Annotated in this window: 25 protein-coding genes and 1 pseudogene; 12 read left to right on the top strand and 14 right to left on the bottom strand. The window is 59.5% G+C overall.

The features are described from left to right. The first annotated feature begins 1 nt into the window (after position 1). Positions 2-580, top strand: coding sequence for a hypothetical protein (locus PMI01S_RS15360; protein WP_084320834.1), 579 nt, complete (start codon positions 2-4; stop codon positions 578-580). 74 nt (positions 581-654) lie between these two features. After that, a complete protein-coding gene (locus PMI01S_RS15355; protein WP_084320833.1) occupies positions 655-1,233 on the top strand; it encodes a GGDEF domain-containing protein in 579 nt (192 codons plus the stop codon). 138 nt (positions 1,234-1,371) lie between these two features. On the opposite strand, the gene PMI01S_RS15350 is transcribed toward PMI01S_RS15355, so the two are convergent. Continuing rightward, entirely contained in the window at positions 1,372-1,806 is a 435-nt protein-coding gene (locus tag PMI01S_RS15350) for a VOC family protein (protein WP_084320832.1), read from the bottom strand. Positions 1,807-1,920: 114 nt separating this feature from the next. Here PMI01S_RS15350 and PMI01S_RS15345 point away from each other — a divergent pair, with 114 nt between their 5' ends. Next, on the top strand, positions 1,921-2,802 hold the full coding sequence (locus tag PMI01S_RS15345; protein ID WP_084320831.1) for a LysR family transcriptional regulator: 882 nt from the start codon (positions 1,921-1,923) through the stop codon (positions 2,800-2,802). 165 nt (positions 2,803-2,967) lie between these two features. Here the strand turns inward: PMI01S_RS15345 and fabI (PMI01S_RS15340) are convergent. The 9 genes and pseudogenes from fabI (PMI01S_RS15340) to gloB form a co-directional block, all read right to left on the bottom strand. Then, a pseudogene (gene fabI, locus PMI01S_RS15340) lies at positions 2,968-3,234 on the bottom strand (enoyl-ACP reductase FabI); the annotation flags it as partial. 229 nt (positions 3,235-3,463) lie between these two features. Next, positions 3,464-4,258: an enoyl-ACP reductase FabI gene (gene fabI, locus PMI01S_RS15335; protein ID WP_084320830.1), complete on the bottom strand. Its 795-nt coding sequence runs from the start codon at positions 4,256-4,258 to the stop codon at positions 3,464-3,466. A gap of 21 nt (positions 4,259-4,279) precedes the next feature. Further along, a complete protein-coding gene (locus PMI01S_RS15330; protein WP_084320829.1) occupies positions 4,280-5,890 on the bottom strand; it encodes an ABC transporter ATP-binding protein in 1,611 nt (536 codons plus the stop codon). A gap of 1 nt (position 5,891) precedes the next feature. Next, positions 5,892-6,911 (bottom strand): ABC transporter permease, encoded by a 1,020-nt coding sequence (locus PMI01S_RS15325; protein ID WP_084320828.1) that lies wholly within the window; start codon positions 6,909-6,911, stop codon positions 5,892-5,894. Between the two features lies 1 nt (position 6,912). Next, positions 6,913-7,986, bottom strand: a complete 1,074-nt coding sequence (locus PMI01S_RS15320; RefSeq protein WP_084320827.1) for a microcin C ABC transporter permease YejB — start codon at positions 7,984-7,986, stop codon at positions 6,913-6,915. 3 nt (positions 7,987-7,989) lie between these two features. Next, positions 7,990-9,831 carry an extracellular solute-binding protein gene (locus tag PMI01S_RS15315; RefSeq protein ID WP_084320826.1) on the bottom strand — a complete coding sequence of 614 codons (1,842 nt, stop codon included), beginning with the start codon at positions 9,829-9,831 and terminating at the stop codon, positions 7,990-7,992. Then, entirely contained in the window at positions 9,828-11,642 is a 1,815-nt protein-coding gene (locus tag PMI01S_RS15310; RefSeq protein ID WP_371850923.1) for an extracellular solute-binding protein, read from the bottom strand. The genes PMI01S_RS15315 and PMI01S_RS15310 overlap by 4 nt, the downstream gene beginning before the upstream one ends. 330 nt (positions 11,643-11,972) lie before the next feature. Then, the gene (locus tag PMI01S_RS15305; RefSeq protein WP_084320824.1) at positions 11,973-13,415 is read right to left on the bottom strand and encodes a transglycosylase SLT domain-containing protein; all 1,443 of its coding nucleotides are present in this window, start codon (positions 13,413-13,415) and stop codon (positions 11,973-11,975) included. A gap of 99 nt (positions 13,416-13,514) precedes the next feature. Continuing rightward, positions 13,515-14,282, bottom strand: a complete 768-nt coding sequence (gene gloB / locus PMI01S_RS15300; protein WP_084320823.1) for a hydroxyacylglutathione hydrolase — start codon at positions 14,280-14,282, stop codon at positions 13,515-13,517. 65 nt (positions 14,283-14,347) lie between these two features. Between gloB and PMI01S_RS15295 the strand changes: the two genes are divergently transcribed. Together PMI01S_RS15295 and rnhA are read left to right on the top strand one after the other, a co-directional pair. Then, positions 14,348-15,106 (top strand): methyltransferase domain-containing protein, encoded by a 759-nt coding sequence (locus PMI01S_RS15295; protein WP_017338266.1) that lies wholly within the window; start codon positions 14,348-14,350, stop codon positions 15,104-15,106. A 91-nt stretch (positions 15,107-15,197) separates the two neighbouring features. Beyond that, entirely contained in the window at positions 15,198-15,650 is a 453-nt protein-coding gene (rnhA, locus tag PMI01S_RS15290) for a ribonuclease HI (protein WP_008028618.1), read from the top strand. Positions 15,651-15,757: 107 nt separating this feature from the next. Here the strand turns inward: rnhA and PMI01S_RS15285 are convergent, their stop codons facing one another. Next, on the bottom strand, positions 15,758-16,060 hold the full coding sequence (locus PMI01S_RS15285) for a DUF2388 domain-containing protein (protein WP_084320822.1): 303 nt from the start codon (positions 16,058-16,060) through the stop codon (positions 15,758-15,760). A gap of 189 nt (positions 16,061-16,249) precedes the next feature. Here PMI01S_RS15285 and dnaQ point away from each other — a divergent pair, with 189 nt between their 5' ends. From dnaQ to PMI01S_RS15270, 3 genes are all read left to right on the top strand, one after another. Next, positions 16,250-17,008: a DNA polymerase III subunit epsilon gene (dnaQ, locus tag PMI01S_RS15280; RefSeq protein ID WP_084320821.1), complete on the top strand. Its 759-nt coding sequence runs from the start codon at positions 16,250-16,252 to the stop codon at positions 17,006-17,008. Between the two features lie 227 nt (positions 17,009-17,235). Next, positions 17,236-19,491: an Orn/Lys/Arg family decarboxylase gene (locus PMI01S_RS15275; protein ID WP_084320820.1), complete on the top strand. Its 2,256-nt coding sequence runs from the start codon at positions 17,236-17,238 to the stop codon at positions 19,489-19,491. 14 nt (positions 19,492-19,505) lie between these two features. Next, positions 19,506-20,120 (top strand): GNAT family N-acetyltransferase, encoded by a 615-nt coding sequence (locus PMI01S_RS15270; RefSeq protein ID WP_084320819.1) that lies wholly within the window; start codon positions 19,506-19,508, stop codon positions 20,118-20,120. Here the strand turns inward: PMI01S_RS15270 and PMI01S_RS15265 are convergent. Together PMI01S_RS15265 and PMI01S_RS15260 are read right to left on the bottom strand one after the other, a co-directional pair. Next, the gene (locus tag PMI01S_RS15265; RefSeq protein WP_084320818.1) at positions 20,086-20,979 is read right to left on the bottom strand and encodes a LysR family transcriptional regulator; all 894 of its coding nucleotides are present in this window, start codon (positions 20,977-20,979) and stop codon (positions 20,086-20,088) included. The two genes, PMI01S_RS15270 and PMI01S_RS15265, sit on opposite strands and share 35 nt — an antisense overlap. An 88-nt stretch (positions 20,980-21,067) precedes the next feature. Continuing rightward, positions 21,068-21,295, bottom strand: a complete 228-nt coding sequence (locus PMI01S_RS15260; RefSeq protein WP_084320817.1) for a hypothetical protein — start codon at positions 21,293-21,295, stop codon at positions 21,068-21,070. A gap of 176 nt (positions 21,296-21,471) precedes the next feature. Here PMI01S_RS15260 and PMI01S_RS15255 point away from each other — a divergent pair, with 176 nt between their 5' ends. Further along, positions 21,472-22,032 carry an NADPH-dependent FMN reductase gene (locus PMI01S_RS15255; RefSeq protein ID WP_084320816.1) on the top strand — a complete coding sequence of 187 codons (561 nt, stop codon included), beginning with the start codon at positions 21,472-21,474 and terminating at the stop codon, positions 22,030-22,032. A 94-nt stretch (positions 22,033-22,126) separates the two neighbouring features. Here PMI01S_RS15255 and PMI01S_RS15250 read toward each other — a convergent pair whose 3' ends face one another. Beyond that, on the bottom strand, positions 22,127-22,774 hold the full coding sequence (locus tag PMI01S_RS15250; protein WP_084320815.1) for a TetR/AcrR family transcriptional regulator: 648 nt from the start codon (positions 22,772-22,774) through the stop codon (positions 22,127-22,129). A gap of 55 nt (positions 22,775-22,829) precedes the next feature. On the opposite strand from PMI01S_RS15250, the gene PMI01S_RS15245 reads away from it, so the two are divergent. From PMI01S_RS15245 to PMI01S_RS15235, 3 genes are all read left to right on the top strand, one after another. Continuing rightward, positions 22,830-23,933, top strand: a complete 1,104-nt coding sequence (locus PMI01S_RS15245) for a DUF2855 family protein (RefSeq protein WP_084320814.1) — start codon at positions 22,830-22,832, stop codon at positions 23,931-23,933. Positions 23,934-24,060: 127 nt separating this feature from the next. Then, positions 24,061-24,408, top strand: coding sequence for a metalloregulator ArsR/SmtB family transcription factor (locus PMI01S_RS15240; RefSeq protein ID WP_084320813.1), 348 nt, complete (start codon positions 24,061-24,063; stop codon positions 24,406-24,408). A 29-nt stretch (positions 24,409-24,437) separates the two neighbouring features. Further along, the coding region (locus tag PMI01S_RS15235; protein WP_084320812.1) for an arsenic transporter at positions 24,438-25,628 on the top strand (1,191 nt) is incomplete at its 3' end.

The raw sequence follows: 25,628 nt of genomic DNA, 5'->3' as shown, positions 1-25,628 counted from the left end.
GATGAAACGACATCTTGTGCTGGGTGCGGTGGTGCTGATCGGCCTGACGGCCTACGCCTCGGACCTGTTCGCTGAAGACAAGGAAGCATTGAAGGCTTTCGATACCGTGCAAAAAGTCTTCCAGAGCCCGCGTTGCCAGAACTGCCACATCCCCGGTGATTCGCCGTTGCAGTTTGACGCCGGGCTACCCCATGCGATGAACGTGGTTCGGGGCATGGACGGCAAGGGCGCGGCGGGTTTGCCCTGCGCCACGTGCCACGCCGAAAGAAACCCGCCGGCCAGTTACGGCCCGCATGCGCCGCCGGGTGCTCCGCACTGGAGCCTGCCGCCCGCGGCGCACAAAATGGCCTGGATCGGGCTGCCGGCCGACAAACTGTGCGCGATGATCAAGGATCGCAGCAGCAACGGTGACCGGGATTTCGCGGCGCTGATCAAACATGTCAGCGACGACAAACTGGTGCTGTGGGGCTGGAATCCGGGTGAGGGAAGGGCGCCAGTGCCGGTGCCGCACGACATTTTCGTGGCTCAATTCAAGCACTGGGCAGAGGCAGGCGGGCCTTGTCCGGTAGCCGGTAGTTGACCGGCGGTCTGTTAGCAGGGAGTCAAAGCGGGTCGGGACGACTCTAAAGTACATATCCGCCACTGGAGTAAGTGATGCTGATCCCAGGCAAACCGGTTAAACATGGCGCTGGCGCAGACCCTTCGCTTTCGCCGCAACAGGCACGTGAAGTACTGCGTGACAGGGCGCGCCAGGCCGAGCAGGAAGTGATCGGCGTGACCATGGCGAGCATGGATGAGCTGACGCTGCTCTCCAATCGCCACGGCTTCACATCACTGGCCCAATTGGGGCTGGAAACCTGTCAGCGCCTGGAAATACCGGCCACATTGCTGTTTTTCGACCTCGATAACTTCAAGCACATCAACTATCTGTACGGTCGTGCCGAGGGTGACGATGCGCTGAAAACCTTCGCCGACGTGCTGCGCATCGCCTTTCGCGAAAGCGATGTGATCGGTCGGCTGGGCGATGACGAATTTGTCGCTTTGTTGACGGGTTCAAGCGCTGTAGAGCTGAGCGCGATCAAGGCGCGGCTCGAAGAAATCCTCGACGAACGCAATGCCACGATGCGTCGCGGTTATGACATTCGGTTCTGCATTGGGCAGGTTGAGTTCGACCCTCTTCACCACTCGATCGATGAATTGCTGATTGAGGCTGAGAGGGCGTTGCATCCGTAGCCTGAAGTTTTGCGGTGGATGAGCCGGCCTCTTCGCGAGCAAGCCCGCTCCCACATTCGTTCTTCTGTGTGTCATAAATCTTTGGCACACCGCCAATCCAATGTGGGAGCGGGCTTGCTCGCGAAGGCGTCCTTACATTCACCCAATCCTTTTGGCAAACAACTGACTGATGTCCTTGAACGCCTTGAACTCCAGCGCATTACCACAGGGATCAAACAGAAACATCGTCGCCTGCTCACCCACCAACCCCTGAAACCGAATGCCCGGTTCAATCACGAATCGGGTATCGCGCGCCTTCAGCCGTTCAGCCAGGCCTTCCCATTCGCTCATCCCCAACACCACGCCAAAATGCGGCACTGGTACGTCGTGCCCGTCCACGGCGTTGGTGTGCGCCGCTTCTTGGGAGGCGTTTTTCGGCGCCAGGTGAATCACCAGTTGATGACCGAAAAAATTGAAGTCAACCCAATGGTCGCTGGAGCGACCTTCCTCAAGGCCAAACACGTCACGGTAAAAATTCCGGGCGGCAGCAAGGTCGTATACCGGGATGGCCAGGTGAAAAGGAGAGAGTTGCATCGCTGTGCCTCGCAGATTGACGGTGGTTGAAGTGGAGTTTAGCGCTGTGCTTTTTGATTGAAAGACGATAGTTTTTGCATCGAGCTCAAATTATTTTGATCAATCGAGGCAGTCATGCTGCGTGAACTGAAGACCTTTATCGCCGTGACGCGCTATGGAACGTTTGCTGCGGCCGGCATGCACATCGGTTTGACGCAGTCGGCAGTCAGCGCACAGATGCGTAACCTGGAGCAGGCGCTGGGCATTCGGCTGTTCGACCGCACCGGGCGTCAGGCGATTCTCAATGCGGCGGGGCAACGGGCATTGCCGATGGCCAGGGAAATGCTGGAAACCTTCAGCCGCATGGCGGTCAGCGACGATGTCAGCGAGTACCGCGGCGAATTGAAGATTGGCGCCGTGGCCACGGCCCAGACCGGGTTGCTGCCCCAGGCGTTGTTGCGTCTGCGCCAGCAAGCACCGCTGCTTGAACCGAAACTGGTGCCCGGCGTGTCGCTGAACCTGTTGAGCCAGGTGGACACCGGCGAAGTGGATCTGGCGATCCTGATCAGACCGCCGTTTGACTTACCCAAGGAGCTGTCGGCGCAGGTCATCCGCCGGGAACCGTTTGTGCTGATCGTGCCGCCGGAGCTTGAGGGTGATGATCCGTTGCAGATCCTCGCGAGCCATCCCCATGTGCGCTACGACCGCAATTCATTCGGTGGTCGCCTGGTGACGCGGTTTCTGCGTGAGCAGCAGATTGATGTGCAAGTGGCTTTGGAGCTGGATGAGCTGGAGGCCATCGTCAAAATGGTTGAATGCGGATTGGGTGTTTCGCTGCTTCCCGAAGCCGGGTTGTGGCTTGAGTATGGCGCGAAGGTCAGGATCATCCGGTTGGGCGAATTGACCTTTTACCGCGAGATTGTGTTGTTGCAGCGGTACAGCCAGCGTATGCGGCCGATCCAGCAACTGTTTGCCAAGTGCCTGACCCTGATAGACCTGAACACACAACCCCTGTAGGAGCCGGCTTGCTGGCGATAGCGATGTTCGACTCACAGCAAATGTCGGCCGTGAAATTGACATCGCCAGCAAGCCGGCTCCTACAGGGGATTGCGTCAAGGCTGAAATTGCAGGCACAAAAAAACCCGCCTATCGAGGCGGGTTTTTTAGTTGCCGAGCCGAAGATTACTCTTCGAGGCTGCCCATGGCCGTGGTGTTGAAACCCCCGTCCACGTACATGATTTCACCGCTGATGCCGGACGCCAGGTCCGAGCACAGGAAGGCGCCGGCGTTGCCGACTTCTTCGATGGTGACGTTGCGACGCAGCGGCGTTTGCGCTTCGTTGGCGGCCAGCATCTTGCGGAAGTTCTTGATGCCGGAAGCGGCGAGGGTGCGGATCGGACCGGCCGATACACAGTTGACGCGGGTGCCATCCGGGCCCAGGGAGCCGGCGCCGATCCAGCAACTGTTTGCCAAGTGCCTGACCCTGATAGACCTGAACACTCAACCCCTGTAGGAGCCGGCTTGCTGGCGATAGCGATGTTCGACTCACAGCAAATGTCGGCCGTGAAATTGACATCGCCAGCAAGCCGGCTCCTACAGGGGATTGCGTCAAGGCTGAAATTGCAGGCACAAAAAAACCCGCCTATCGAGGCGGGTTTTTTAGTTGCCGAGCCGAAGATTACTCTTCGAGGCTGCCCATGGCCGTGGTGTTGAAACCCCCGTCCACGTACATGATTTCACCGCTGATACCGGACGCCAGGTCCGAGCACAGGAAGGCGCCGGCGTTGCCGACTTCTTCGATGGTGACGTTGCGACGCAGCGGCGTTTGCGCTTCGTTGGCGGCCAGCATCTTGCGGAAGTTCTTGATGCCGGAAGCGGCGAGGGTGCGGATCGGACCGGCCGATACACAGTTGACGCGGGTGCCATCCGGGCCCAGGGAGCCGGCCAGGTAACGCACGCCAGCTTCCAGCGAAGCCTTGGCCATGCCCATTACGTTGTAGTTCGGCATGGTGCGCTCGGCGCCCAGGTACGACAGGGTCAGCAGGCTGCCGTTGCGGCCTTTCATCATTTCGCGGCCAGCCTTGGCCAGGGCCACGAAGCTGTAGGCGCTGATGTCGTGAGCGATGCGGAAACCTTCACGGGTGGTGGCTTCGGTGAAGTCGCCGTCCAGTTGGTCGCCCGGGGCGAAGCCAACGGAGTGCACGATGCAATCCAGGCCGTCCCACTTCTTGCTCAGCGCTTCGAAGACCTTGGCGATTTCTTCATCGCTGGCCACGTCGCACGGGAAGCACAGGTCAGGGTTGGAACCCCAGCTTTGTGCGAACTCTTCGACACGACCCTTGAGTTTGTCGTTCTGATAAGTGAAGGCAAGCTCAGCGCCCTCGCGATGCATGGCGGCAGCGATGCCGGATGCGATGGACAGCTTGCTGGCGACACCGACGATCAGTACGCGCTTACCGGCGAGAAAACCCATGTGTTGCTCCTCTCTTTCAGGTTATTGCGCAGTGGCTGGTGCCAGAAAAGCGGCTTCCAGCAACTGCTGTGTATACGGATGTTGGGGAGCGGCAAAGATACTTTGCGCGTCTCCCTGTTCGACCACTTGGCCATGCTTGACCACCATCAGCTGGTGGCTCAGCGCTTTGACGACAGCCAGGTCATGGCTGATAAACAGATACGTCAGGTTGTACTTGGTTTGCAGTGAACGCAGCAGCTCCACCACTTGGCGCTGCACTGTCCGGTCGAGGGCCGATGTCGGCTCGTCCAGCAGAATCAGCGCCGGTTTTAGCACTAATGCCCGGGCAATGGCGATTCTCTGCCGCTGCCCGCCGGAAAATTCGTGGGGGTAGCGGTGCCGGGTTTCCGGATCCAGACCTACCTCCTTGAGTGCCGCAATAATCGCTTGTTCCTGTTCCGCCTCGGTGCCCATCTTGTGGATCCGCAGGCCTTCGCCGACGATCTGGCTCACGCACATCCGCGGGCTCAGGCTGCCGAACGGGTCCTGAAACACCACCTGCATCTCCCGACGCAGAGGCCGAACCTGTTGTTGCGTCAGGCAGTCTAGCTGTTTGCCTTCAAAACGGATTGCGCCTTTGCTGCCAATCAGTCGCAAGATCGCCAGACCGAGTGTCGACTTGCCCGAACCGCTTTCCCCCACAATCCCCAGCGTCTGGCCCTGAGGGAGGCTGAAGTTTATCCCGTCCACCGCTTTGACGTGGTCGACGGTCTTTTTCAGCAAGCCTTTCTTGATCGGGAACCAGACTTTCAGGTCCTCGACCTGCAGCAATGGCGGGCCAATTACGTTGGTCGCCGGCTTGCCGCTGGGCTCCGCTGCCAGCAGTTCCCGAGTGTACGGATGCTGCGGCGCGCGGAACAACTCTTCGCACGATGCCTGTTCGACGATGCAACCGCGCTGCATGACACATACGCGATGCGCAATTCTTCGCACAAGGTTCAAATCGTGACTGATCAGTAGCAACGCCATGCCCAGGCGGGCCTGCAATTCCTTGAGCAATTCGAGGATTTTCAGCTGAACGGTCACGTCCAGCGCGGTGGTCGGTTCATCGGCGATCAGCAGTTCCGGCTCGTTGGCCAGGGCCATGGCGATCATCACCCGCTGACGCTGGCCACCGGACAATTCGTGGGGCAGTGCTTTCAGGCGCTTCTCGGGTTCCGGAATGCCGACCATCTCCAGCAGTTCCAGCGTGCGTTTGGTCGCGACTTTGCCGATCAAGCCTTTGTGAATGCCGAGGACTTCGTTGATCTGCTTCTCGATCGAGTGCAGCGGATTGAGCGAAGTCATTGGCTCCTGAAAGATCATCGCGATCCGGTTGCCGCGGATGTGGCGGATGGTTTTCTCTTTCAGGCTCAGCAGGTTTTGCCCGGAATACTCGATGGTGCCGGACGGATGCCGGGCGAGCGGGTAGGGCAGCAAGCGCAGGATCGAGTGCGCGGTCACCGATTTGCCGGAACCGCTTTCGCCGACCAGCGCCAGGGTTTCGCCGCGCTTGATGTCGAAACTGACGCCTTCGACCACACGCTGACAGCGATCGCCGACGACGAACTCGACGGACAGGTCGCGCACTTCGATCAGATTGTCCTGATTCATTTCACTTCCTCGGGTCGAAGGCATCGCGAGCGGACTCGCCGATGAACACCAGCAGACTCAACATCAACGCCAGCACCGCAAACGCGCTCATGCCGAGCCATGGCGCTTGCAGGTTGGATTTGCCCTGGGCCACCAGCTCACCCAGCGACGGCGCGCCGGGCGGCAGCCCGAAACCCAGGAAGTCCAGCGCGGTCAGCGTGCCGATGGCGCCGGTCAGGATGAACGGCATGAAGGTCATGGTCGAGACCATGGCGTTGGGCAGGATATGGCGGAACATGATCGCACCATTCTGCATCCCCAGCGCCCGGGCCGCGCGCACATATTCGAGGTTGCGTCCGCGCAGGAATTCGGCGCGGACTACGTCCACCAGGCTCATCCACGAAAACAGCAACATGATCCCCAGCAGCCACCAGAAATTCGGCTGGACGAAGCTGGCCAGAATGATCAGCAGATACAGCACCGGCAACCCGGACCAGATCTCCAGGAAACGCTGCCCGGCCAGATCGACCCAGCCGCCATAGAACCCCTGCAAGGCACCGGCAATCACGCCGATGATCGAGCTGAGAATGGTCAGGGTCAGCGCGAACAGCACCGAAATCCGGAAGCCGTAAATAACCCGCGCCAACACGTCGCGCCCCTGATCGTCCGTGCCCAGCAGGTTGTCGGTCGACGGTGGCGCCGGGGCCGGCACTTTCAGGTCGTAGTTGATGCTTTGGTAACTGTAGGGGATCGGCGCCCACAGCACCCAGGCGTCCTTGGCCTTGAGCAGTTCGCGGATGTACGGGCTCTTGTAGTTGGCTTCCAGTGGGAACTCGCCGCCGAACGCGGTTTCCGGGTAACGCTTGAGTGCCGGGAAATACCAGCTGTTGTCGTAATGCACCACCAGCGGTTTGTCGTTGGCGATCAGCTCGGCGCCGAGGCTCAGGCCGAACAGCACGAGAAACAGCCACAGTGACCACCAGCCACGCTTGTTGGCCTTGAACAGTTCGAAACGCCGACGATTGAGAGGGGACAGGTTCATCTCAATGCTCCCGGCTTTCGAAATCGATGCGCGGATCGACAAAGGTGTAGGTGAGATCGCCGATCAGTTTCACTACCAGCCCCAGCAGCGTGAAGATGAACAGGGTGCCGAAGACCACCGGGTAATCACGGTTGATCGCGGCTTCGAAACTCATCAGCCCCAGTCCGTCGAGGGAGAAAATCACCTCGACCAACAACGAGCCGGTGAAGAAAATCCCGATGAAGGCCGACGGGAAACCGGCGATCACCAGCAGCATGGCGTTACGGAAAACATGGCCGTAAAGCACGCGGTGATTGGTCAGGCCTTTGGCTTTTGCGGTCACCACGTACTGCTTGTTGATTTCATCGAGGAAGCTGTTTTTGGTGAGCAGGGTCATGGTCGCGAAGTTGCCGATCACCAGTGCGGTCACCGGCAACGCCAGGTGCCAGAAGTAATCGAGCACCTTGCCGCCCATGCTCAACTCATCGAAGTTGTTCGAAGTCAGGCCCCTTAGCGGGAACCAGTCGAAGTAGCTGCCGCCGGCAAACACCACGATCAGCAGGATGGCGAACAGGAACGCCGGGATCGCGTAGCCGACGATGATCGCCGAACTGGTCCAGACATCGAAGTGGCTGCCGTGCCGCGTAGCCTTGGCGATCCCCAGCGGGATCGACACCAGGTACATGATCAGCGTGCTCCACAGCCCCAGGGAAATCGATACGGGCATCTTTTCCTTGATCAGGTCGATGACCTTGGCGTCGCGGAAGAAGCTGTCGCCGAAGTCCAGGGTGGCGTAGTTCTTGACCATGATCCACAAACGCTCCGGCGCCGATTTGTCGAAGCCGTACATGTGCTCGATTTCCTTGACCAGCATCGGGTCCAGGCCCTGCGCACCGCGATAGGCGGAACCGGCCACCGACACTTCGGCACCGCCGCCGGCAATGCGGCTGGTGGCGCCTTCGAAGCCTTCGAGCTTGGCGATCATCTGTTCCACCGGCCCGCCGGGGGCGGCCTGGATGATCACGAAGTTGATCAGCAGGATGCCGAACAAGGTCGGGATGATCAGCAGCAGTCGCCGAAAAATATACGCCAGCATTTATTACTCCGTGCCCGCAGGGTCGGCTTGCAGTTTGGTTTCGACTTCTATCGCCGGTGTCACGTTGGGCTTGATCCACCAGGTGGCCGTGCCGATGTCGTACCGGGGCGAGATTTTCGGATGGCCGATGTGGTTCCAGTAAGCCACGCGCCAGGTCTTGATGTGCCAGTTGGGGATCACGTAATAGCCCCATTGCAGCACGCGGTCCAGCGCGCGGGCGTGGGCCACCAGGCTGTTGCGCGAGTCGGCGTTGATCAGTTGCTCGACCAGTTGGTCCACCACCGGGTCTTTCAAACCCATGGAGTTGCGGCTGCCGGGTTTATCGGCGGCGGCAGACATCCAGAATTCACGCTGTTCGTTACCCGGCGAGTTGGACTGCGGGAAGCTGCCGACGATCATGTCGAAGTCCCGTGAACGCACGCGGTTGATGTACTGCGAAACGTCGACCCGGCGGATCACCAGGTCGATGCCCAGATCGCTGAGGTTGCGCTTGAACGGCAGCAGCACCCGCTCGAATTCGGTCTGCGCGAGCAGGAATTCGATGGTCACCGGTTTGCCGTTGGCGTCGACCATTTTGTCGTCGACGATCCGCCAGCCTGCTTCTTGTAGCAATTGGTAAGCCTTGCGCTGCTGCGTGCGGATCATGCCGCTGGCATCGGTCACCGGGTTCTGGAACGCCTCGGTGAACACTTGCTCGGGGATCTTGCCGCGGAACGGGTCGAGAATGGCCAGTTGGTCGGCATCCGGCAAACCGGTGGCGGCCATTTCCGAGTTTTCGAAGTAACTGCGGGTGCGCACATAGGCACCGTTGAACAGTTGCTTGTTGGTCCATTCGAAGTCCAGCAACAGCGTCAGGGCCTGACGCACGCGCACGTCCTGGAACACCGGGCGGCGCAGGTTGAACACAAAGCCCTGCATGCCGGTGGGGTTGCCGTTGGGGATCTGTTCCTTGTTCAGCCGACCTTCGGTGACCGCCGGGATGTTGTAGGCGTTGGCCCAGTTCTTCGCGCTCATTTCCAGCCAGAAATCGAACTGACCGGCCTTGAGTGCTTCCAGGGCCACGGTGTTGTCGCGGTAGTAATCGGTGGTCATCACGTCGAAGTTGTAGAAACCACGGTTGGCCGGCAGGTCCTTGCCCCAGTAATCCTTGACCCGCTCGTAGCGAATCGAGCGTCCGGCCTTCACTTCGCTGACCTTGTACGGACCGCTGCCCAATGGCATTTCCAGGTTGCCCTTGTTGAAATCCCGGGTCGCCCACCAGTGTTTGGGCAGTACCGGCAACTGGCCGAGGATCAGCGGCAGTTCGCGGTTGTTGTTGTGTTTGAACTTGAACAGGACGGTGAGCGGGTCTTCGGCGACGGCTTCTTCGACATCGCTGTAGTAACCGCGGTACAGCGGGGCGCCGTCCTTGATCAGGGTCTGGAAGCTGAACACCACGTCTTCGGCACGGATCGGATGACCATCGTGGAAGCGCGCCTCAGGGCGCAGGTAGAACCGCACCCAGCTGTTGTCCGGGGCCTTTTCGATCTTGCCGGCGACCAGTCCGTATTCGGTGAACGGCTCATCGAGGCCCTGTTTGGCCAAGGTGTCGTAGATGAGGCTGATATCGTCGGCCGGTACGCCTTTGCTGATGAATGGATTGAGGCTGTCGAAGCCACCGAACCCGGCCTGGCGAAAGATTCCGCCCTTGGGCGCATCCGGGTTCACATAGTCGAAATGCTTGAAATCGGCAGGGTATTTCGGCGGCTCGTTGTACAAGGTCAGGGCGTGTTGCGGGGCGGCACAGGCCAGCCCGGCGAACAACAGGCCGCTGGCCTGCAAGAGCAGGGCGCGTACGGGTTTCATCGATCTTTCTCCGAAGACTTCAGCCACCACGCACTCAGGCCCAGGGTATAGGGCGGCGTGGTGACAAAGGCGAACCGGTTGCGGTAGGCCAGGCGGTGATAATTGAGGTACCAGTTGGGAATGATGTAGTGCTGCCACAACAGCACGCGGTCCAGGGCTTTGCCGGCGGCAACCTGTTCATCGCGTGTCTGGGCGGCGAGCAATTGTTCAAGTAGATGATCGACCACCGGATTGGCGATGCCCGCGTAGTTTTTGCTGCCCTTGACCCCGACCTGGCTGGAATGGAAATACTGCCATTGCTCCAGGCCGGGGCTGAGGGTCTGGTTGAGGGTCATCAGGATCATGTCGAAATCGAACTGGTCGAGGCGCTGTTTGTACTGGGCGCGGTCCACCGTGCGCAGCCGGGCGTCGATGCCGATGCTGGCGAGGTTCTCGACATAAGGCTGGAGGATGCGTTCCAGGTTCGGGTTGACCAGCAGGATTTCCAGGCGCAGCGGCTGTTTGGCAGCGTTCTGTACGCGTTGGCCGTCAAGCCTCCAGCCAGCTTCCGCGAGCAGGCTCAGGGCCTTGCGCATGTTTTCCCTTGGAATGCCGCGCCCTTGGGTCTGCGGCAGGCTGAACGGCTCGGTGAGCAGCTTGGCGGGCAACTGTTCGCGGTACGGCTTGAGCATCAACCATTCATGACCGACCGGAAGACCGGTGGCCGAGAACTCGCTGTTGGGGTAATAACTCATGGCGCGTTTGTAGGCGCCGCTGAACAGCGTGCGATTGGTCCACTCGAAGTCGAACATCAGCCCCAGCGCTTCACGGACCCTGGCGTCGGAAAACGCCGCTCGCCGGGTGTTCATGAACAGGCCCTGGCTCTGGGTCGGGATCTGATGCGGGATCTGCGCCTTGATGACATCGCCACGTCGCACGGCCGGGAAGTTGTAACCGTTTTCCCAGTTCTTCGCCTGATGCTCGATGTAGATATCGAACTCGCCGGCCTTGAAGGCTTCGAACGCGACGTCGCTGTCGCGGTAGAACTCGACTTCCATGCGGTCGACGTTGTACTTGCCGCGATTGACCGGCAGGTCTTTGCCCCAGTAATCCTTGACCCGTTCGAACACGATCTGGCGTCCGGGCGTGACCGAGGTGATGCGGTACGGCCCGCTGCCCAGCGGCGGCTCGAAGGTGGTGGCCTTGAAGTCGCGACCTTTCCAGTAATGTTGCGGCAACACCGGCAACTCGCCCAGGCGCAGGATCAGCAGCGGATTACCGGCACGCTTGAAAACAAAACGAATGCGCTGCGGGTTGAGTACATCCACCCGCAACACTTCCTGAAGATTGGTGCGGTATTGCGGATGGCCTTCCTTGAGCAGCAACCGGTAAGAGAACGCGACGTCGTACGCGGTGATCGGCGTGCCATCGTGAAATCGTGCTTCGGGGCGCAGGTTGAACACTACCCAACTGCGGTCTTCGCTGTATTCCACCGATTGGGCGATCAAGCCATAACTGGACGTCGGCTCGTCGCCGGACGGTGCGTACTGGCCAGTGCCGACCATCAGCGGTTCGTTCAGTTCGTTGATGCCGTATTGCAGGAAATTCGCGGTGGAGACCGGGCTCGAGCCCTTGAATGTGTAGGGATTGAGCGTATCGAAGGTGCCAAACGCCATCACCCGCAACGTACCGCCCTTGGGCGCTTGCGGGTTGACCCAATCGAAGTGGGTAAATCTGGCCGGGTACTTGAGCGTACCGAACTGCGCATAACCATGGCTTTCGCTGATCGTCGCACTTGCGGAGGAGCTCAAGGCCAGGCTGATCAGGAGCAGGAGGAGGGGACGCTTCAAGTCAGAGATCCGATCCAGGCGGCTTGGGCTTTGTGGGCCGTACAGTAACAGCTTGTATGGACAGGAAAAAGACGGGGATTTAACGACCCCTTAATTGTCTATGTTGATACCTGTGGCGCCTTGGAGGCCGATTTGATCCAAACCCTTTAGGAGCCGGCTTGCTGGCGATGGCCGTTAACGATAACGCGTGAAATCGGGTTAAATGCGGCGCACTTCACCTCATCGGCAGCAAGCCGGCTCCTACAGGGTTAGCGTGAACCTGTTTAACGGTGTTTCGACAAAAAAAAGCCCCTGAAGTCAGGGGCTCTTTTTTTAGTGTGGCGAAGCAACCGTCAGCATCTGCCCCGGCTTCAACGCTTGGCCGACACGCGGATTCCAGCGCTTGAGGTGCTGCATTTCAACGTTGAAACGCTTGGCCACGATGTACAGTGAATCACCTTGCTGGACCTTGTATTGGGTCTGCGGCGTCTTGGTCTTCGTCTTGGTATTGGCCGCCACGACGGTGTTGACGCGTCCGGTGTTGCCTTTGGACTTGTCCTGCATCACCAGCGTCTGGCCGACCTTGAGGTTCTTGCCGGTCATTTTGTTCCAGCGCTGCAGGTCCTTGACGTCGACCTTGTTGGCCTTGGCGATGGCGGCCAGGTTATCGCCGCGTTTTACACGGTAGGCGCGTTTCAGGCTGGCAATTTCGGATTCATCGGCGCCTTCGAAAACCGGCTTGAGCGGCTTCTTGCTGATCAACTCTTCGGGACGCATGGTCGACAGGCTGGCGGTCAGCAACTGCGCCTTGGACGTCGGCACCAGCAAATGCTGAGGGCCGTCGATAGTGGTGCGCTGCTTGAAGGCAGGGTTGAGCTGGAACAGTTCGTCTTCGTCGATATTGGCCACCGCGGCTACCTTGGACAGGTCCATGCGCTGGTTGATTTCGACGACCTGGAAATACGGCTCGTTGGCGATCGGGTTCAGGTTCACGCCGTAGGCTTCCGGCGCCAGCACCACTTGCGACAGGGCCAGCAACTTCGGCACATAGGCCTGGGTTTCGGACGGCAGCGGAAGGTTCCAGTAATCGGTTGGCAGGCCGAGCCTTTCGTTGCGCTCGATAGCCCGGCTGACCGTGCCTTCACCGGCGTTGTAGGCCGCCAGGGCCAGCAGCCAGTCGCCGTTGAACATGTCGTGCAGGCGGGTCAGGTAATCCATTGCGGCGGTGGTCGAAGCGGTGATGTCGCGACGGCCATCATAGAAACGGGTCTGACGCAGGTTGAAATAACGCCCGGTGGAGGGAATGAATTGCCACAAGCCAACCGCATCGGCCCGGGAATAGGCCATCGGGTTGTAGGCGCTTTCAATCACTGGCAGCAACGCCAGTTCCAGCGGCATGTTGCGTTCTTCCAGGCGTTCGACGATGTAGTGAATGTAGAGGCTGCCGCGTTCGCCGGCGTTTTCGAGGAAAGAAGGATTACTGGCGAACCACAGGCGCTGTTGCTCGATGCGCGGGTTGACGCCCAGGCCTTCCTGCAACTGGAAGCCCTGGCGCATGCGCTCCCAGACGTCCTGTGGAATTTGCGGGGTCGGCTTTTCGCTGAGCCAGATAGGCTTCTGTTTGGCTCGAGCGGCGATATTGGGAGTGTGGGCCGCTTCGGTCTGCGGCACATGGCTGGAACAGCCCGCCAATGTGGCGGACACAGCCACCGCTATGGCTTGAGCCAGGCGGGTCAATGCGTCTGAATTGATGGCTTTACGAATAGATGACGACATTGGCTGGAAGTAAGTTCCGGGCAAAAATGTCGGGCGATTCTAGAAAGCGCACCCCCTGCGGTCAACCATTCAGATTTTTCGCGCCCTCGACAAGCCCTGTCAGAACTTATCTTTCCAGGCACGCAAGGCAGCAAAAACCGCACTCGGAGCCCGGTTATCGGGTCCATTCCGTTCGTCCACTTTTTCTTTAACGGATGTTTCGCCGGTACGCAAAAACGGGTTTGTCAGCTTTTCGAGGCCTAGCGTAGAGGGCAGCGTGATGATTCCGGCTTCCCGTTGTTCGGTGACTTTGGCCAGGCGATCGGCGGTATGCAGGTTGCCTGGCTCGACTGCTACGGCGAAGCGCAGGTTGCTCAAGGTGTATTCATGGGTGCAATAGACCCGCGTATCCTCTGGATACGAAGCCAGACGCGTCAGCGAAGTATGCATTTGCTCGGGCGTGCCTTCGAACAGGCGCCCGCAACCAGCGGCGAACAGGGTGTCACCGCAAAACAGCGCTCCCTCATGGTAGAAGGCGATGTGCCCCAGGGTATGACCGGGAACGGCGATCACATCGAAGTCCCAACCCAGTACGTTGATGCGATCGTTGTCCTTGAGCGCGACGTCCCGCGCCGGGATGGTTTCGCTGGCCGGGCCGTAGACCCTCGCGTCTGTCGCTTTTTTCAGCTGTTCGACACCGCCGACATGGTCGTGATGATGGTGAGTGATCAGAATATCACTCAGCACCCAACCCGGATGGGCCGCAAGCCAGGCCTGTACCGGCGCGGCATCGCCCGGATCGACTACGGCGCAGCGCCGAGAGTCAGGGTCTTGTAACAACCAGATGTAGTTGTCGGTGAAGGCGGGCAGGGCTGTGATCTGTATCATCGTCGGATTCGCCAAGCGGAAAACAATGGCGCATCTTAGAACTTCCTGGCGCGTTGGAGAATGCAATGACCGATAAAGCGTTCGCTCAGGCTGATCCTGACTGGCTGGCCTTGATCAGCGCGGCCCGTGAATGGCTGTCCGGCCCCCTCGGGCAATTTCTGCTGGACGAAGAGCGCCGCATGCTCGAAGACGAGTTGGGGCGCTTCTTCGGCGGCTATCTGGTGCATTACGGCCCTTCGGCCGAGACTCCGCCGTCGGCACCGCAGGTCCAGCGCAATGTGCGTCTCGGCGCGCCGTTGCCGGGTGTCGAAATCGTCTGTGAAGAACAAGCCTGGCCGTTGAGCGAGCATGCCGCCGATGTGGTGGTGCTGCAGCATGGTCTGGATTTCTGCCTCTCGCCTCACGGTTTGCTGCGTGAAGCGGCGAGCAGCGTTCGCCCCGGCGGGCACTTGCTGATTGTCGGGATCAACCCCTGGAGCACCTGGGGTTTGCGTCATGTGTTCGCCCATGACGCCTTGCGCAAGGCCCGGTGCATTTCACCTTCACGGGTCGGCGACTGGCTGAATCTGCTGGGCTTCGCGCTGGAGAAACGCCGCTTCGGGTGCTATCGTCCGCCGCTTGCGTCCCCCGCCTGGCAAGCCCGCCTGGCCGGCTGGGAGCGCAAGGCCGGTGATTGGCAATTGTCTGGCGGCGGCTTCTATTTATTGGTGGCGCGCAAGATTGTGGTGGGCCTGCGTCCGCTTCGTCAGGAACGTCGCGAACCGATGGGCAAGCTGATTCCCCTGCCCATGGCCAAGGTCAACCGACGTAATATCGAACCGTAATACCTGTTTTTATTCCCGGCCGGGTTTGCCCCGGCCTCGGGCATCGTCGATCGCAGATCGGCGAGCCACCGCATTTTCTGGATAGATTGGCATGAGCGATAGCGTAGAACTCTTCACCGATGGCGCCTGCAAAGGCAACCCTGGCCCAGGCGGCTGGGGCGCATTGCTGGTGTGCAAAGGCGTTGAAAAAGAACTCTGGGGTGGCGAAGCCAACACCACCAACAACCGCATGGAACTGATGGGCGCGATCCGCGGCCTGGAAGAACTCAAGCGTTCCTGCGACGTGCTGCTGGTGACCGACTCCCAGTACGTGATGAAAGGCATCAACGAGTGGATGGACAACTGGAAGAAACGCGGCTGGAAAACGGCGGCGAAAGAACCGGTGAAGAATGCTGACCTGTGGAAGCTGCTGGATGAGCAGGTCAACCGTCACAACGTCACCTGGAAATGGGTGCGCGGGCACATCGGGCATCACGGCAACGAACGGGCGGACCAGTTGGCTAACCGTGGTGTGGACGAAGTCCGGGGCTACAAACAGGCCTGACCCATCCCGAACCCTGTGGGCGCCGGCTTGCTGGCGATAACGTTCCCGAGATCGATGCAGGGCTCAGGACCGTATCGCCAGCAAGCCGGCTCCTGCAAAATCGGGGTTCACAGCATCAAGATGGCGGTGGCCAGTTGTTGGTCCGAGTATTGATCGCTCAGTCCCCCACGAATGCTCTCGAATGCCGCTTCAATCCGCGCTCCGCGGATTTCCCCTTCGCTCGCCACAAACGCTGCCGCGTCATCCTTGGCTGCCAGCACGATTTTGTCGTCCTTGAACGATCCGCTGGTGCCTTTGGTTGAGCTCAAGGTCAGGCTCAGCGTGATATCTGTGCTGATGACAAAACTGGTGGCCTGAGCGCCCGAGCTCAACAGGCCGGTAATCAACACGATGAGCCGTGTACTTTTCATGACAATTCAAACCCTTGGGAATCAAGGGGGACACGCTATCAAGCCGTTCTGCGCCAAACTTTATGATCATTGCTAATGAATGTTAAAAACTGCATGAGCATCAGTCATTTGTCTGTGTGCGCTGCGGATCCTGTGAGCGTGTTAACATCGCCGTTTTTGCACGATTGACCCGTTGAGAGCTGAGCACTGATGGCCACCAGATCCGTTGTACTCGATACCGAAACCACCGGCATGCCGGTGACCGACGGCCACCGGATTATCGAAATCGGTTGTGTCGAGTTGATTGGTCGGCGCCTGACGGGCCGGCATTTCCACGTTTACCTGCAACCGGACCGCGAAAGTGACGAAGGCGCCATCGGCGTCCACGGCATTACCAACGAATTCCTGGTGGGCAAGCCGCGCTTCACTGAAGTGGCCGATGAGTTTTTCGAGTTCATCAAGGGCGCGCAGCTGATCATCCACAACGCGGCGTTCGACGTTGGGTTCATCAACAACGAATTCGCCCTGATGGGTCAGCACGATCGTGCCGACATCACGCAACACTGCTCGATTCTCGACACCCTGATGATGGCCCGGGAGCGTCACCCTGGGCAGCGCAACAGCCTCGACGCCTTGTGCAAACGTTATGGCGTCGACAACTCCGGCCGTGAACTTCACGGCGCCTTGCTCGACTCCGAGATCCTCGCCGACGTCTACCTGACCATGACCGGTGGCCAGACCAGCCTGTCGCTGGCCGGCAACGCGTCCGATGGCAATGGCTCCGGCGAAGGCGCAGACAACTCTGCCACCGAAATCCGTCGCTTGCCGGCCGACCGTCAGCCGACGCGGATCATTCGCGCCAGCGAAGACGATCTGGCCCGTCACGCGGCGCGGATGGAAGCCATCGCCAAATCTGCCGGCGCTCCGGCGCTGTGGGTGCAGCTCGCCGAGGCTGAAGCTCAGGCGTAAGTCCTTCAAAAAGATCGCAGCCTCGTTTCACTCGACAGCTCCTACAGGGTCACGCGTTGCATCGTAGGAGCTGTCGAGCGAAACGAGGCTGCGATCTTTTGCTCTCAATAAAGCCTACCGCCCCCCAATGACCCATTTCGGGGCATTGCACTCGCCACATGCGCCTCAACCCTCTAACCTGAGGTTATTGGCAAGCCAAGGCCTGCCGCCTCAGGACACTGAGCCCCATGTACAAAGATTTGAAATTCCCGGTCCTGATCGTCCATCGCGACATCAAGGCCGACACTGTCGCCGGTGATCGCGTGCGTGGCATCGCCCGGGAGCTGGAGCAGGAAGGCTTCAGCATTGTCTCTGCAGTGGATTACACCGAGGGGCGGCTGGTCGCGTCGACCCATCATGGCCTCTCGTGCATGTTGATCGCGGCCGAAGACCCCAGCGCCAACTCCCATCTGCTGCAAAACATGGCCGAACTGATCGGCCTGGCGCGGGTGCGTGCGCCTGACTTGCCGATCTTCGCCCTGGGTGAGCAAGTGACGCTGGAAAACGCCCCGGCCGATGCCATGGACGAACTCAATCAGCTACGCGGCATTCTCTATTTGTTCGAAGACACCGTGCCGTTTCTGGCGCGGCAGGTCGCGCGAGCCGCGCGCAAATACCTGGATGGCTTGCTGCCACCGTTCTTCAAGGCGTTGGTGCAACACACCGCCGACTCCAATTATTCCTGGCACACGCCCGGCCATGGCGGCGGTGTGGCGTATCACAAGAGCCCGGTGGGACAGGCGTTCCACCAGTTTTTCGGGGAAAACACCCTGCGTTCGGATTTGTCGGTGTCGGTGCCCGAACTGGGGTCACTGCTCGATCACACCGGCCCGTTGGCCGAGGCGGAAGCACGAGCGGCGCGCAACTTCGGCGCCGATCACACTTTTTTCGTGATCAACGGCACCTCGACTGCGAACAAAATCGTCTGGCATTCCATGGTTGCCCGCGATGACCTGGTGCTGGTGGACCGTAATTGCCACAAGTCGGTGCTGCACTCGATCATCATGACGGGCGCGATTCCGCTGTATCTGTGCCCGGAACGTAACGAACTGGGGATCATCGGCCCGATTCCGCTGAGCGAATTCAGTCGCGAGTCGATCCAGGCCAAGATCGACGCCAGCCCGTTGACCAAGGGTCGCGCCCCCAAGGTCAAACTGGCGGTGGTGACCAATTCCACCTACGACGGCCTCTGTTACAACGCCGAACTGATCAAGCAAAGCCTGGGCAATAGCGTCGAAGTGCTGCATTTCGATGAGGCCTGGTATGCCTACGCGGCGTTTCACGAATTTTTCGCCGGGCGCTACGGCATGGGCACTTCCCGCAGCGAAGATAGCCCGCTGGTGTTCACCACCCATTCCACGCACAAGCTGTTGGCGGCGTTCAGTCAGGCCTCGATGATTCACGTTCAGGATGGCGGCGCGCGGCAACTGGACCGCGACCGTTTCAACGAAGCGTTCATGATGCATATTTCCACGTCGCCGCAATACAGCATCATTGCGTCGCTGGACGTGGCATCGGCCATGATGGAAGGCCCGGCCGGTCGTTCCTTGTTACAGGAAATGTTCGACGAGGCCTTGAGTTTTCGCCGGGCGCTGGCGAACCTGCGACAGCACATTGCTGCCGATGATTGGTGGTTTTCGATCTGGCAGCCGCCGTCGGTGGAAGGCATCGAGCGCGTGGTCACCGAAGACTGGCTGCTGCAACCGGAGGCCGACTGGCACGGCTTTGGCGGCGTGACTGACGACTATGTGTTGCTCGATCCGATCAAAGTCACGCTGGTGATGCCGGGTCTCACCGCAGGTGGCGCCTTGAGTGAGCGCGGGATTCCGGCGGCGGTGGTCAGCAAGTTCCTCTGGGAGCGCGGGCTGGTCGTCGAGAAGACCGGTTTGTATTCGTTCCTGGTGCTGTTCTCCATGGGCATCACCAAGGGCAAGTGGAGCACGCTGTTGACCGAGTTGCTGGAGTTCAAGCGCAGCTATGATGGCAATGTCAGCCTGGCGACTTGCCTGCCGTGCGTGGCGCAGCAGGACGGCGCGCGCTACAAGGGCATGGGGTTGCGCGATCTCTGCGATCAACTGCATGCCTGTTATCGCAGCAATGCCACGGCCAAACATCTCAAGCGTATGTACACGGTGCTACCCGAAATCGCCATGAAACCGGCCGACGCCTATGATCAACTGGTGCGTGGTGAGGTGGAGGCGGTGTCGATCGATGTGCTGGACGGCCGCATCGCCGCCGTCATGCTGGTGCCGTACCCGCCGGGGATCCCGTTGATCATGCCCGGCGAACGCTTTACCGAGTCAACCCGTTCGATTATCGATTACCTGGCGTTTGCCCGCACGTTCGACAGTAGTTTCCCGGGGTTTGTCGCCGATGTGCACGGCTTGCAACACGAAGACGAGGGCAATGGGCGGCATTACACCGTCGATTGCATCAAGGAGTGAGGACCTTTCCCAGTATGCAACCGGTCATGAATCCGAAATACCCAGGGCTGTCGGTGCGCGTCGCCGACGATGGTTTCGCCGCTTATATCTGGGGCAGTGATTTCAGTTTTGAAGTCGCGGCCTATGGTGCAGCCGAAATCGGCAAAACGGTGGAGCAGTGGCCTGTGACGCCGATCACCCCTTACCGCAAGTGCTACGGTATTGATCCCGAGGAATTCAGCAGTTTTCGCGACGCCGCCGACAGTGCGATTTTCATGGCTTATCTCGACGATGAGCCGGTGGGGCATTTGGTGATCAGCACCAACTGGAACGGCTTTGCCCACATCGACGAGTTGGCGGTACATGCGCCGGCACGCCGGCATGGGGTGGCCAAGGCGCTGCTGGATGTGGCGCAGTTCTGGAGTCGCAAGAAGAAACTGCCGGGCATCATGCTTGAAACCCAGAACAACAACCTGGGTGCCTGCCGGCTCTATGAGCGCTGCGGGTATGTAATTGGCGGTGTCGATCACCTGCGCTATCGCGGCATCGACCCTAATACCGCCGAGATTGCGTTGTTCTGGTATCGATTGTTCGGTAACCCGCTGGAAAACCCGATCAGTTCGCCAACATCGCCACGGCTTGTTCCGTGACGATATCCAGCAATGCCTGGGCGGCCGGGGAAGGCTCGCCGTTCTTCAAGGTCAGGGCATAAACGCTGATCGGCACGGCAGGCGCCAACGGGCAGGCGTCCAGGCCGGCGGATTTCGCCCCGAGCGCGGTGAACGGGTCGACAATCGCCAGACCTTCACCGGCCTCGACCATGCTGCGCATCATCTGGTGCGTTTGAACCCGGGTGTGGACGACGGGGGCAGGGCGCAGCCCGTGCAGTTTGTTGTCGAGCGCCGGGCTCAGCGGATCATGACCTTCCAGGCCGACCATCGACTGGCCCGCCAGGTCTTGCAGTGAAATGTATTTCTGCTTTGGTTGCAGCCAGCCGTGGGGTGCCAACAGTTGCAGTTTGCCTTGGGCAATGACCTGGCAATGAATATCCGCATGATCGGGGTCGTGCAGGCTCAGGCCCAGATCGCTTTCGCGCAGCAGCAGGCTGCGGACGATGTCGCGAGTGGGTTGGCTCAGAAGGCTGCAAGGCACATCGGGGAGACGCCGGCGCAGGGCGGCGATGCTCTGGGGCAACAACTGTTGAGCCAGGGGCGGCGTGCAAATGATGCGAAGGGGGGGCGCCTGATATTGCTTAAGGCTGTTGGCCAGACGCTGGACCGGTTCGAGCGCCTCGTAGACATGGGCGATTTCGACCTGCAATTCCCGCGCCTCGCGCGTGGCCTGCAAGCGTCCACGCACGCTGGAAAACAACATGAAACCCAACTGACTCTCGGCGTCACGCAGAATGCTTTCGACCTCGGCCACTGGCAGCTGCAACCATTCGGCGGCGGTGCCCAGGTGACCGGTCTGCAGAAGCGCGTGTATCACTTCGATATGACGTAAGCGCATGCGTGAAGTCCATGTTCAGCAGGTGAGGGAGTCAGTGGCTGAATCCTAACCCAAGTCCGCGCATAAGACTTCTGCTCATAACGCGAGGTTATGAGGCGACGTTGGCTACGGGTTCACGAGTGAGGGTGACGCCCGATTGCACCAGCAGGAACTCGTTCTCATCAAGCTTGTTGACGCGATCGCCAATGGCCAGCTTGTAAGTGGTGACAGCGGTGAGGCCGTCTGCCGAAGGGGTGGATTCCTGGAACTCATGCACGGAATAGACACGGCCTTCCGCGTCTCTTGCATGGAACTGACTGACGAGTACTGCTGCCATCTGCTTAGAACCTCTGGAGATAAATCACTCAATTTGCGGTTCTGTAGACCGTGGTTGGGCGAGGTAAGTTTTCCTACAGGAAAAAAATAGTCAGGGGCGGCATTTTTCGGTCGCCCACTGCTTGAATCGTCATCTATAACTACAAGCTCTTTCCATCGGACAGTCGAGAATCTTCCATGAGCAATGTCTACACGATCGCCGTTCTGGTCGGCAGCTTGAGAAAGGAATCGATCAACCGCAAGGTGGCGTTGGCCCTGGCCGATCTGGCACCTGCAAATCTCAAGCTCAATATCGTCGAAATTGGCGACTTGCCGCTCTACAACGAAGACATCGATGGCGAATCACCGCCGGCAGCCTACAGCACTTTCCGGCAACAAGTGAGTTCATCCGACGCGTTGCTATTCGTGACCCCGGAATACAACCGTTCGGTACCGGCGCCCCTGAAAAATGCGATTGACGTCGGTTCGCGGCCCTATGGCAGGAGCGCTTGGGGTGGCAAGCCTGGGGCGGTGATCAGCGTTTCACCCGGGGCGGTTGGCGGATTTGGTGCCAACCATCACCTGCGCCAGTCCATGGTGTTTCTCGATGTGCCGTGCATGCAGCAACCGGAAGCGTACATCAGCGGCGCCGGTACAGCGTTCGACGAGGCGGGCAAGTTGTCCGAGTCGCTCAAGCCGTTCCTGCAAAAATTCATCGATGCTTATGGGCAGTGGGTCGAACAGTACAAAAAAGTGTGAACAGCCCTGTAGGAGCCGAGCCTGCTTGCGATGGCGGTGTAACAGCCAGCATCGATATTGAAGGGGATGGCCTCATCGCGAGCAAGCTCGGCTCCTACAGTCGGCTACAGATCATCATTTCCATTTCCGACAGCCACGCGGCGGTTTGCTCTGCCGTCGCTTGCGCGGTGATGCAATAACGACGTCCGCCCCAGGCCATGATTACCCAGGCGTCGATGGTTGTTTCTGCCGGTTGTGTGGGCAAGTCGCTACAGGCTGCAAAGGCCTCACGCCATTTTTGCGACAACTCCTGGAATACCCGTCGATGATGTTTCGATTCGGCGATCTGGTGTTCCAAAGCCAGCATTTCATGGCTAAACAATGGCTGCCCGGCTTCGCTCGGATTGCAGGTCAGGCTTACGAGGCGTTTGATCCGGGCTGGCCAGGCCAGGTCATTCGCTCGTATGACGTGTTCATCCAGGTGCTGTAACACGGTATCCAGACAATGGCGGATGTATCCCGACAGCAAGGCTTCCTTGCTCGGGAAATAGTCATAGAGCGTGCCAATCGCAACGCCGGCTTCCAGCGCCACTTCGCGAGTGGTCAACCGCGACCAGCCGTCCCGCAGCCAAATCCGAACAAACGCCTCGTAAATCGCCTCGACGGTGAAAATCGCCCGAGCCTGACTCGGCCGTTTCAACGGCTTGGCGCGGGGATTGAGGGTGGGGGTGCGGCCCCTGGAGTTTCCGAACCCGTTCTTCATCGGCTGCCACTACTCTGGTGCTACCCGCCATTCACTCGCAGCAGGAGTTGGAAAGATGCAAAGTCCGAGCACGGTAACACGGCTGATCACCCGCAAAAACGCCCTCGACCAGAGTCGAATCGAACAGGAGCAACGTAGTCTGATTCCGGCTGACGGGGAGGTGATCCTGAAGATCGACCGCTGTGCACTGACCACCAACAACATTACCTACGCCGCGTATGGCGATTCGATGAATTACTGGGGGTTCTTTCCTACGGGGCTGGCTGAATGGGGCCACATACCGGCCTGGGGTTTTGCCGATGTGATTGCTTCGACGGTCGAGGGCGTAACGGTAGGAGAGCGCTTCTACGGTTATTTTCCGATTGCCAGCCATCTCTGGATGCGCCCGGAGCGCGTTACCGAGCGTGGTTTCTATGATGCTGCGCAACATCGGCAGGCGCTGACTTCGGCCTACAACCAATACACCCGTTGCAGCTGGGATTCGTACTACAGTCCCGAAACGGAAAACCTGCAGATTTTGCTCAAGCCGCTGTTTCTGACCTCATCGATGCTGGCAGATTTCCTGCAGGACAATCAGCTGTTCGGTGCGACCCGATTGGTGTTCTCCAGTGCCTCGAGCAAAACCGCCTACGGAACGGCGGTGTGCCTGGACAATCAGCCCGGTCTGGAACGAGTGGCGCTGACGTCTGCCGGTAACAAGGCGTTTGTCGAAAAGCTCGGTTGTTATGGGCGAACGGTGTCCTACGCAGAACTGGCGAGCCTGGCCAATGACCGTCCAACGCTCTATGTGGATTTTTCCGGCGACCTGGATTTACGTGACCAGGTGCACCAGCAGTTTGCCGGGCAGTTGGTTTACAGCTGTTTCGCCGGGTCTGCACAGAGCACCGAAGAGGCACGGTTGACGGCCATCGAGGGGCCGAAGCCAGTGTTCTTCTTTGCACCGATCCAGATCCGCAAGCGCAATGCCGAGTGGGGGCCGGAAGGCGTCAGTCGACATATTGGTGAGGGCTTGCAGCGTTTTTATCGGCAAGTGACTGCAGTGGAAAATCCGTTGCTGGAAGTGGTTGAGAGTGAGGGTTATGAAGCGGCGCAAAATGTCATTTCCCGGTTGTTTCATGGACAGGTCGCACCGGTGGAGGGGCATGTGATCCGGTTGTAAGTTCAGCGCCGTCCTTGTAGCGGCGGCTCGGCAGCTGCTACAGGGCAGGCGGTTCAAGTCTTCACTTTACTGAATATTCGTAATTCCATATATTTCACGCCTCGTTTGTCTGGAGGCGTGTTCCCTGATGTCCGATTCCCGTGGTCCCGTCGATGTTTTCAAGGCCCTTGCCGATGACACACGAAGTCGTATCGCCATGCTGATCGCCCGCGAAGGCGAGTTGTGCGTGTGTGAGTTGACTGCCGGGCTGGACCTCAGCCAACCCAAGATCTCTCGTCACCTGGCGCTCTTGCGCAGCAATGGCCTGTTGGCGGACCGGCGCCAGGGGCAGTGGGTGTTTTATCGCCTGCACCCGGAGTTGGCACCTTGGGTCGTCACACTGTTGCAGGGTGCGCTGGCAGATCATGGCGAATGGCTCGCTGCTGACGTCGCCCGTTTGCAGGCCATGGCTGATCGCCCGGTACGTTGCTGTTAACCCCTGATTCATATTGAAGGCTGCCTTGCATGCTGATTGCGTCACTGATTTTTCTCCTGACAATTACCCTGGTGATCTGGCAACCCAAAGGCCTCGGTGTCGGCTGGAGTGCGGTACTCGGTGCCGTGCTGGCGCTGGTTTTCGGGGTGGTGCACCTGAGCGATATTCCGCTGGTGTGGCAGATCATCTGGAACGCCACCGGCACCTTTGTCGCGCTGATCATCATCAGCCTGTTGCTGGACGAGGCGGGTTTCTTTGCCTGGGCGGCGTTGCATGTCGCGCGTTGGGGGCGTGGCAGCGGGCGCCGGTTGTTTGCCTACATGGTGCTGCTCGGCGCGCTGGTTTCGGCGTTGTTCGCCAATGACGGCGCGGCGCTGATCCTCACGCCCATCGTGATTTCCATGCTGCTGGCGTTGCGGTTTTCGCCGGCGGCGACCCTGGCGTTCGTGATGGGCGCCGGGTTTATCGCCGACACCGCAAGCCTGCCACTGGTGGTGTCGAACCTGGTGAACATCGTTTCCGCCGACTTCTTCCACATCAGCTTCAATCGCTACGCGGCGGTGATGATCCCGGTCAACCTGGTGAGCGTCGCGGCGACGCTGGCGGTGCTGATGTGGTTCTTTCGGCGCGACATTCCCAAGGATTACGATCCGGAGCAACTGGCGCATCCGGCCAGCGCCATCCACGACAAGGCGACATTTTTCGCGGGTTGGGCGGTCTTGGTGATCCTGTTGCTCGGCTGTTTTGCCCTGGAACCGCTAGGCATTCCCATCAGTGCCATTTCCGCGGTGTGCGCGGCGTTGCTGCTGGCCATTGCGGCCCGGGGGCACAAGATTTCCACGCGCAAAGTGATGAAAGAAGCGCCGTGGCAGATCGTGATTTTCTCGCTGGGCATGTATCTGGTGGTCTACGGGCTGCGCAACGCCGGGCTCACCGGGTATCTGGCGGGGTGGCTGGACGGTTTTGCCGGTTATGGCGTCTGGGGCGCAGCGATGGGCACCGGTGTGCTGACTGCGCTGCTGTCGTCGATGATGAACAACCTGCCGACGGTGCTGATCGGTTTGCTGTCGATTGATGCCAGCCAGGCAACAGGCGTGGTGAAGGAGGCGATGATCTACGCCAACGTCATCGGCAGTGACCTGGGGCCGAAGATTACACCGATCGGCAGCCTGGCGACGTTGTTGTGGCTACATGTGCTGGAGCGCAAGAGTATCCGGATC

This window comes from Pseudomonas migulae NBRC 103157, from assembly GCF_002091715.1.
Classification (GTDB): Bacteria; Pseudomonadota; Gammaproteobacteria; order Pseudomonadales; family Pseudomonadaceae; genus Aquipseudomonas; species Aquipseudomonas migulae_A.
The sequence above is the reverse complement of the archived record's forward strand: the minus strand, read 5'-3'. Positions and strand labels throughout refer to the sequence as shown.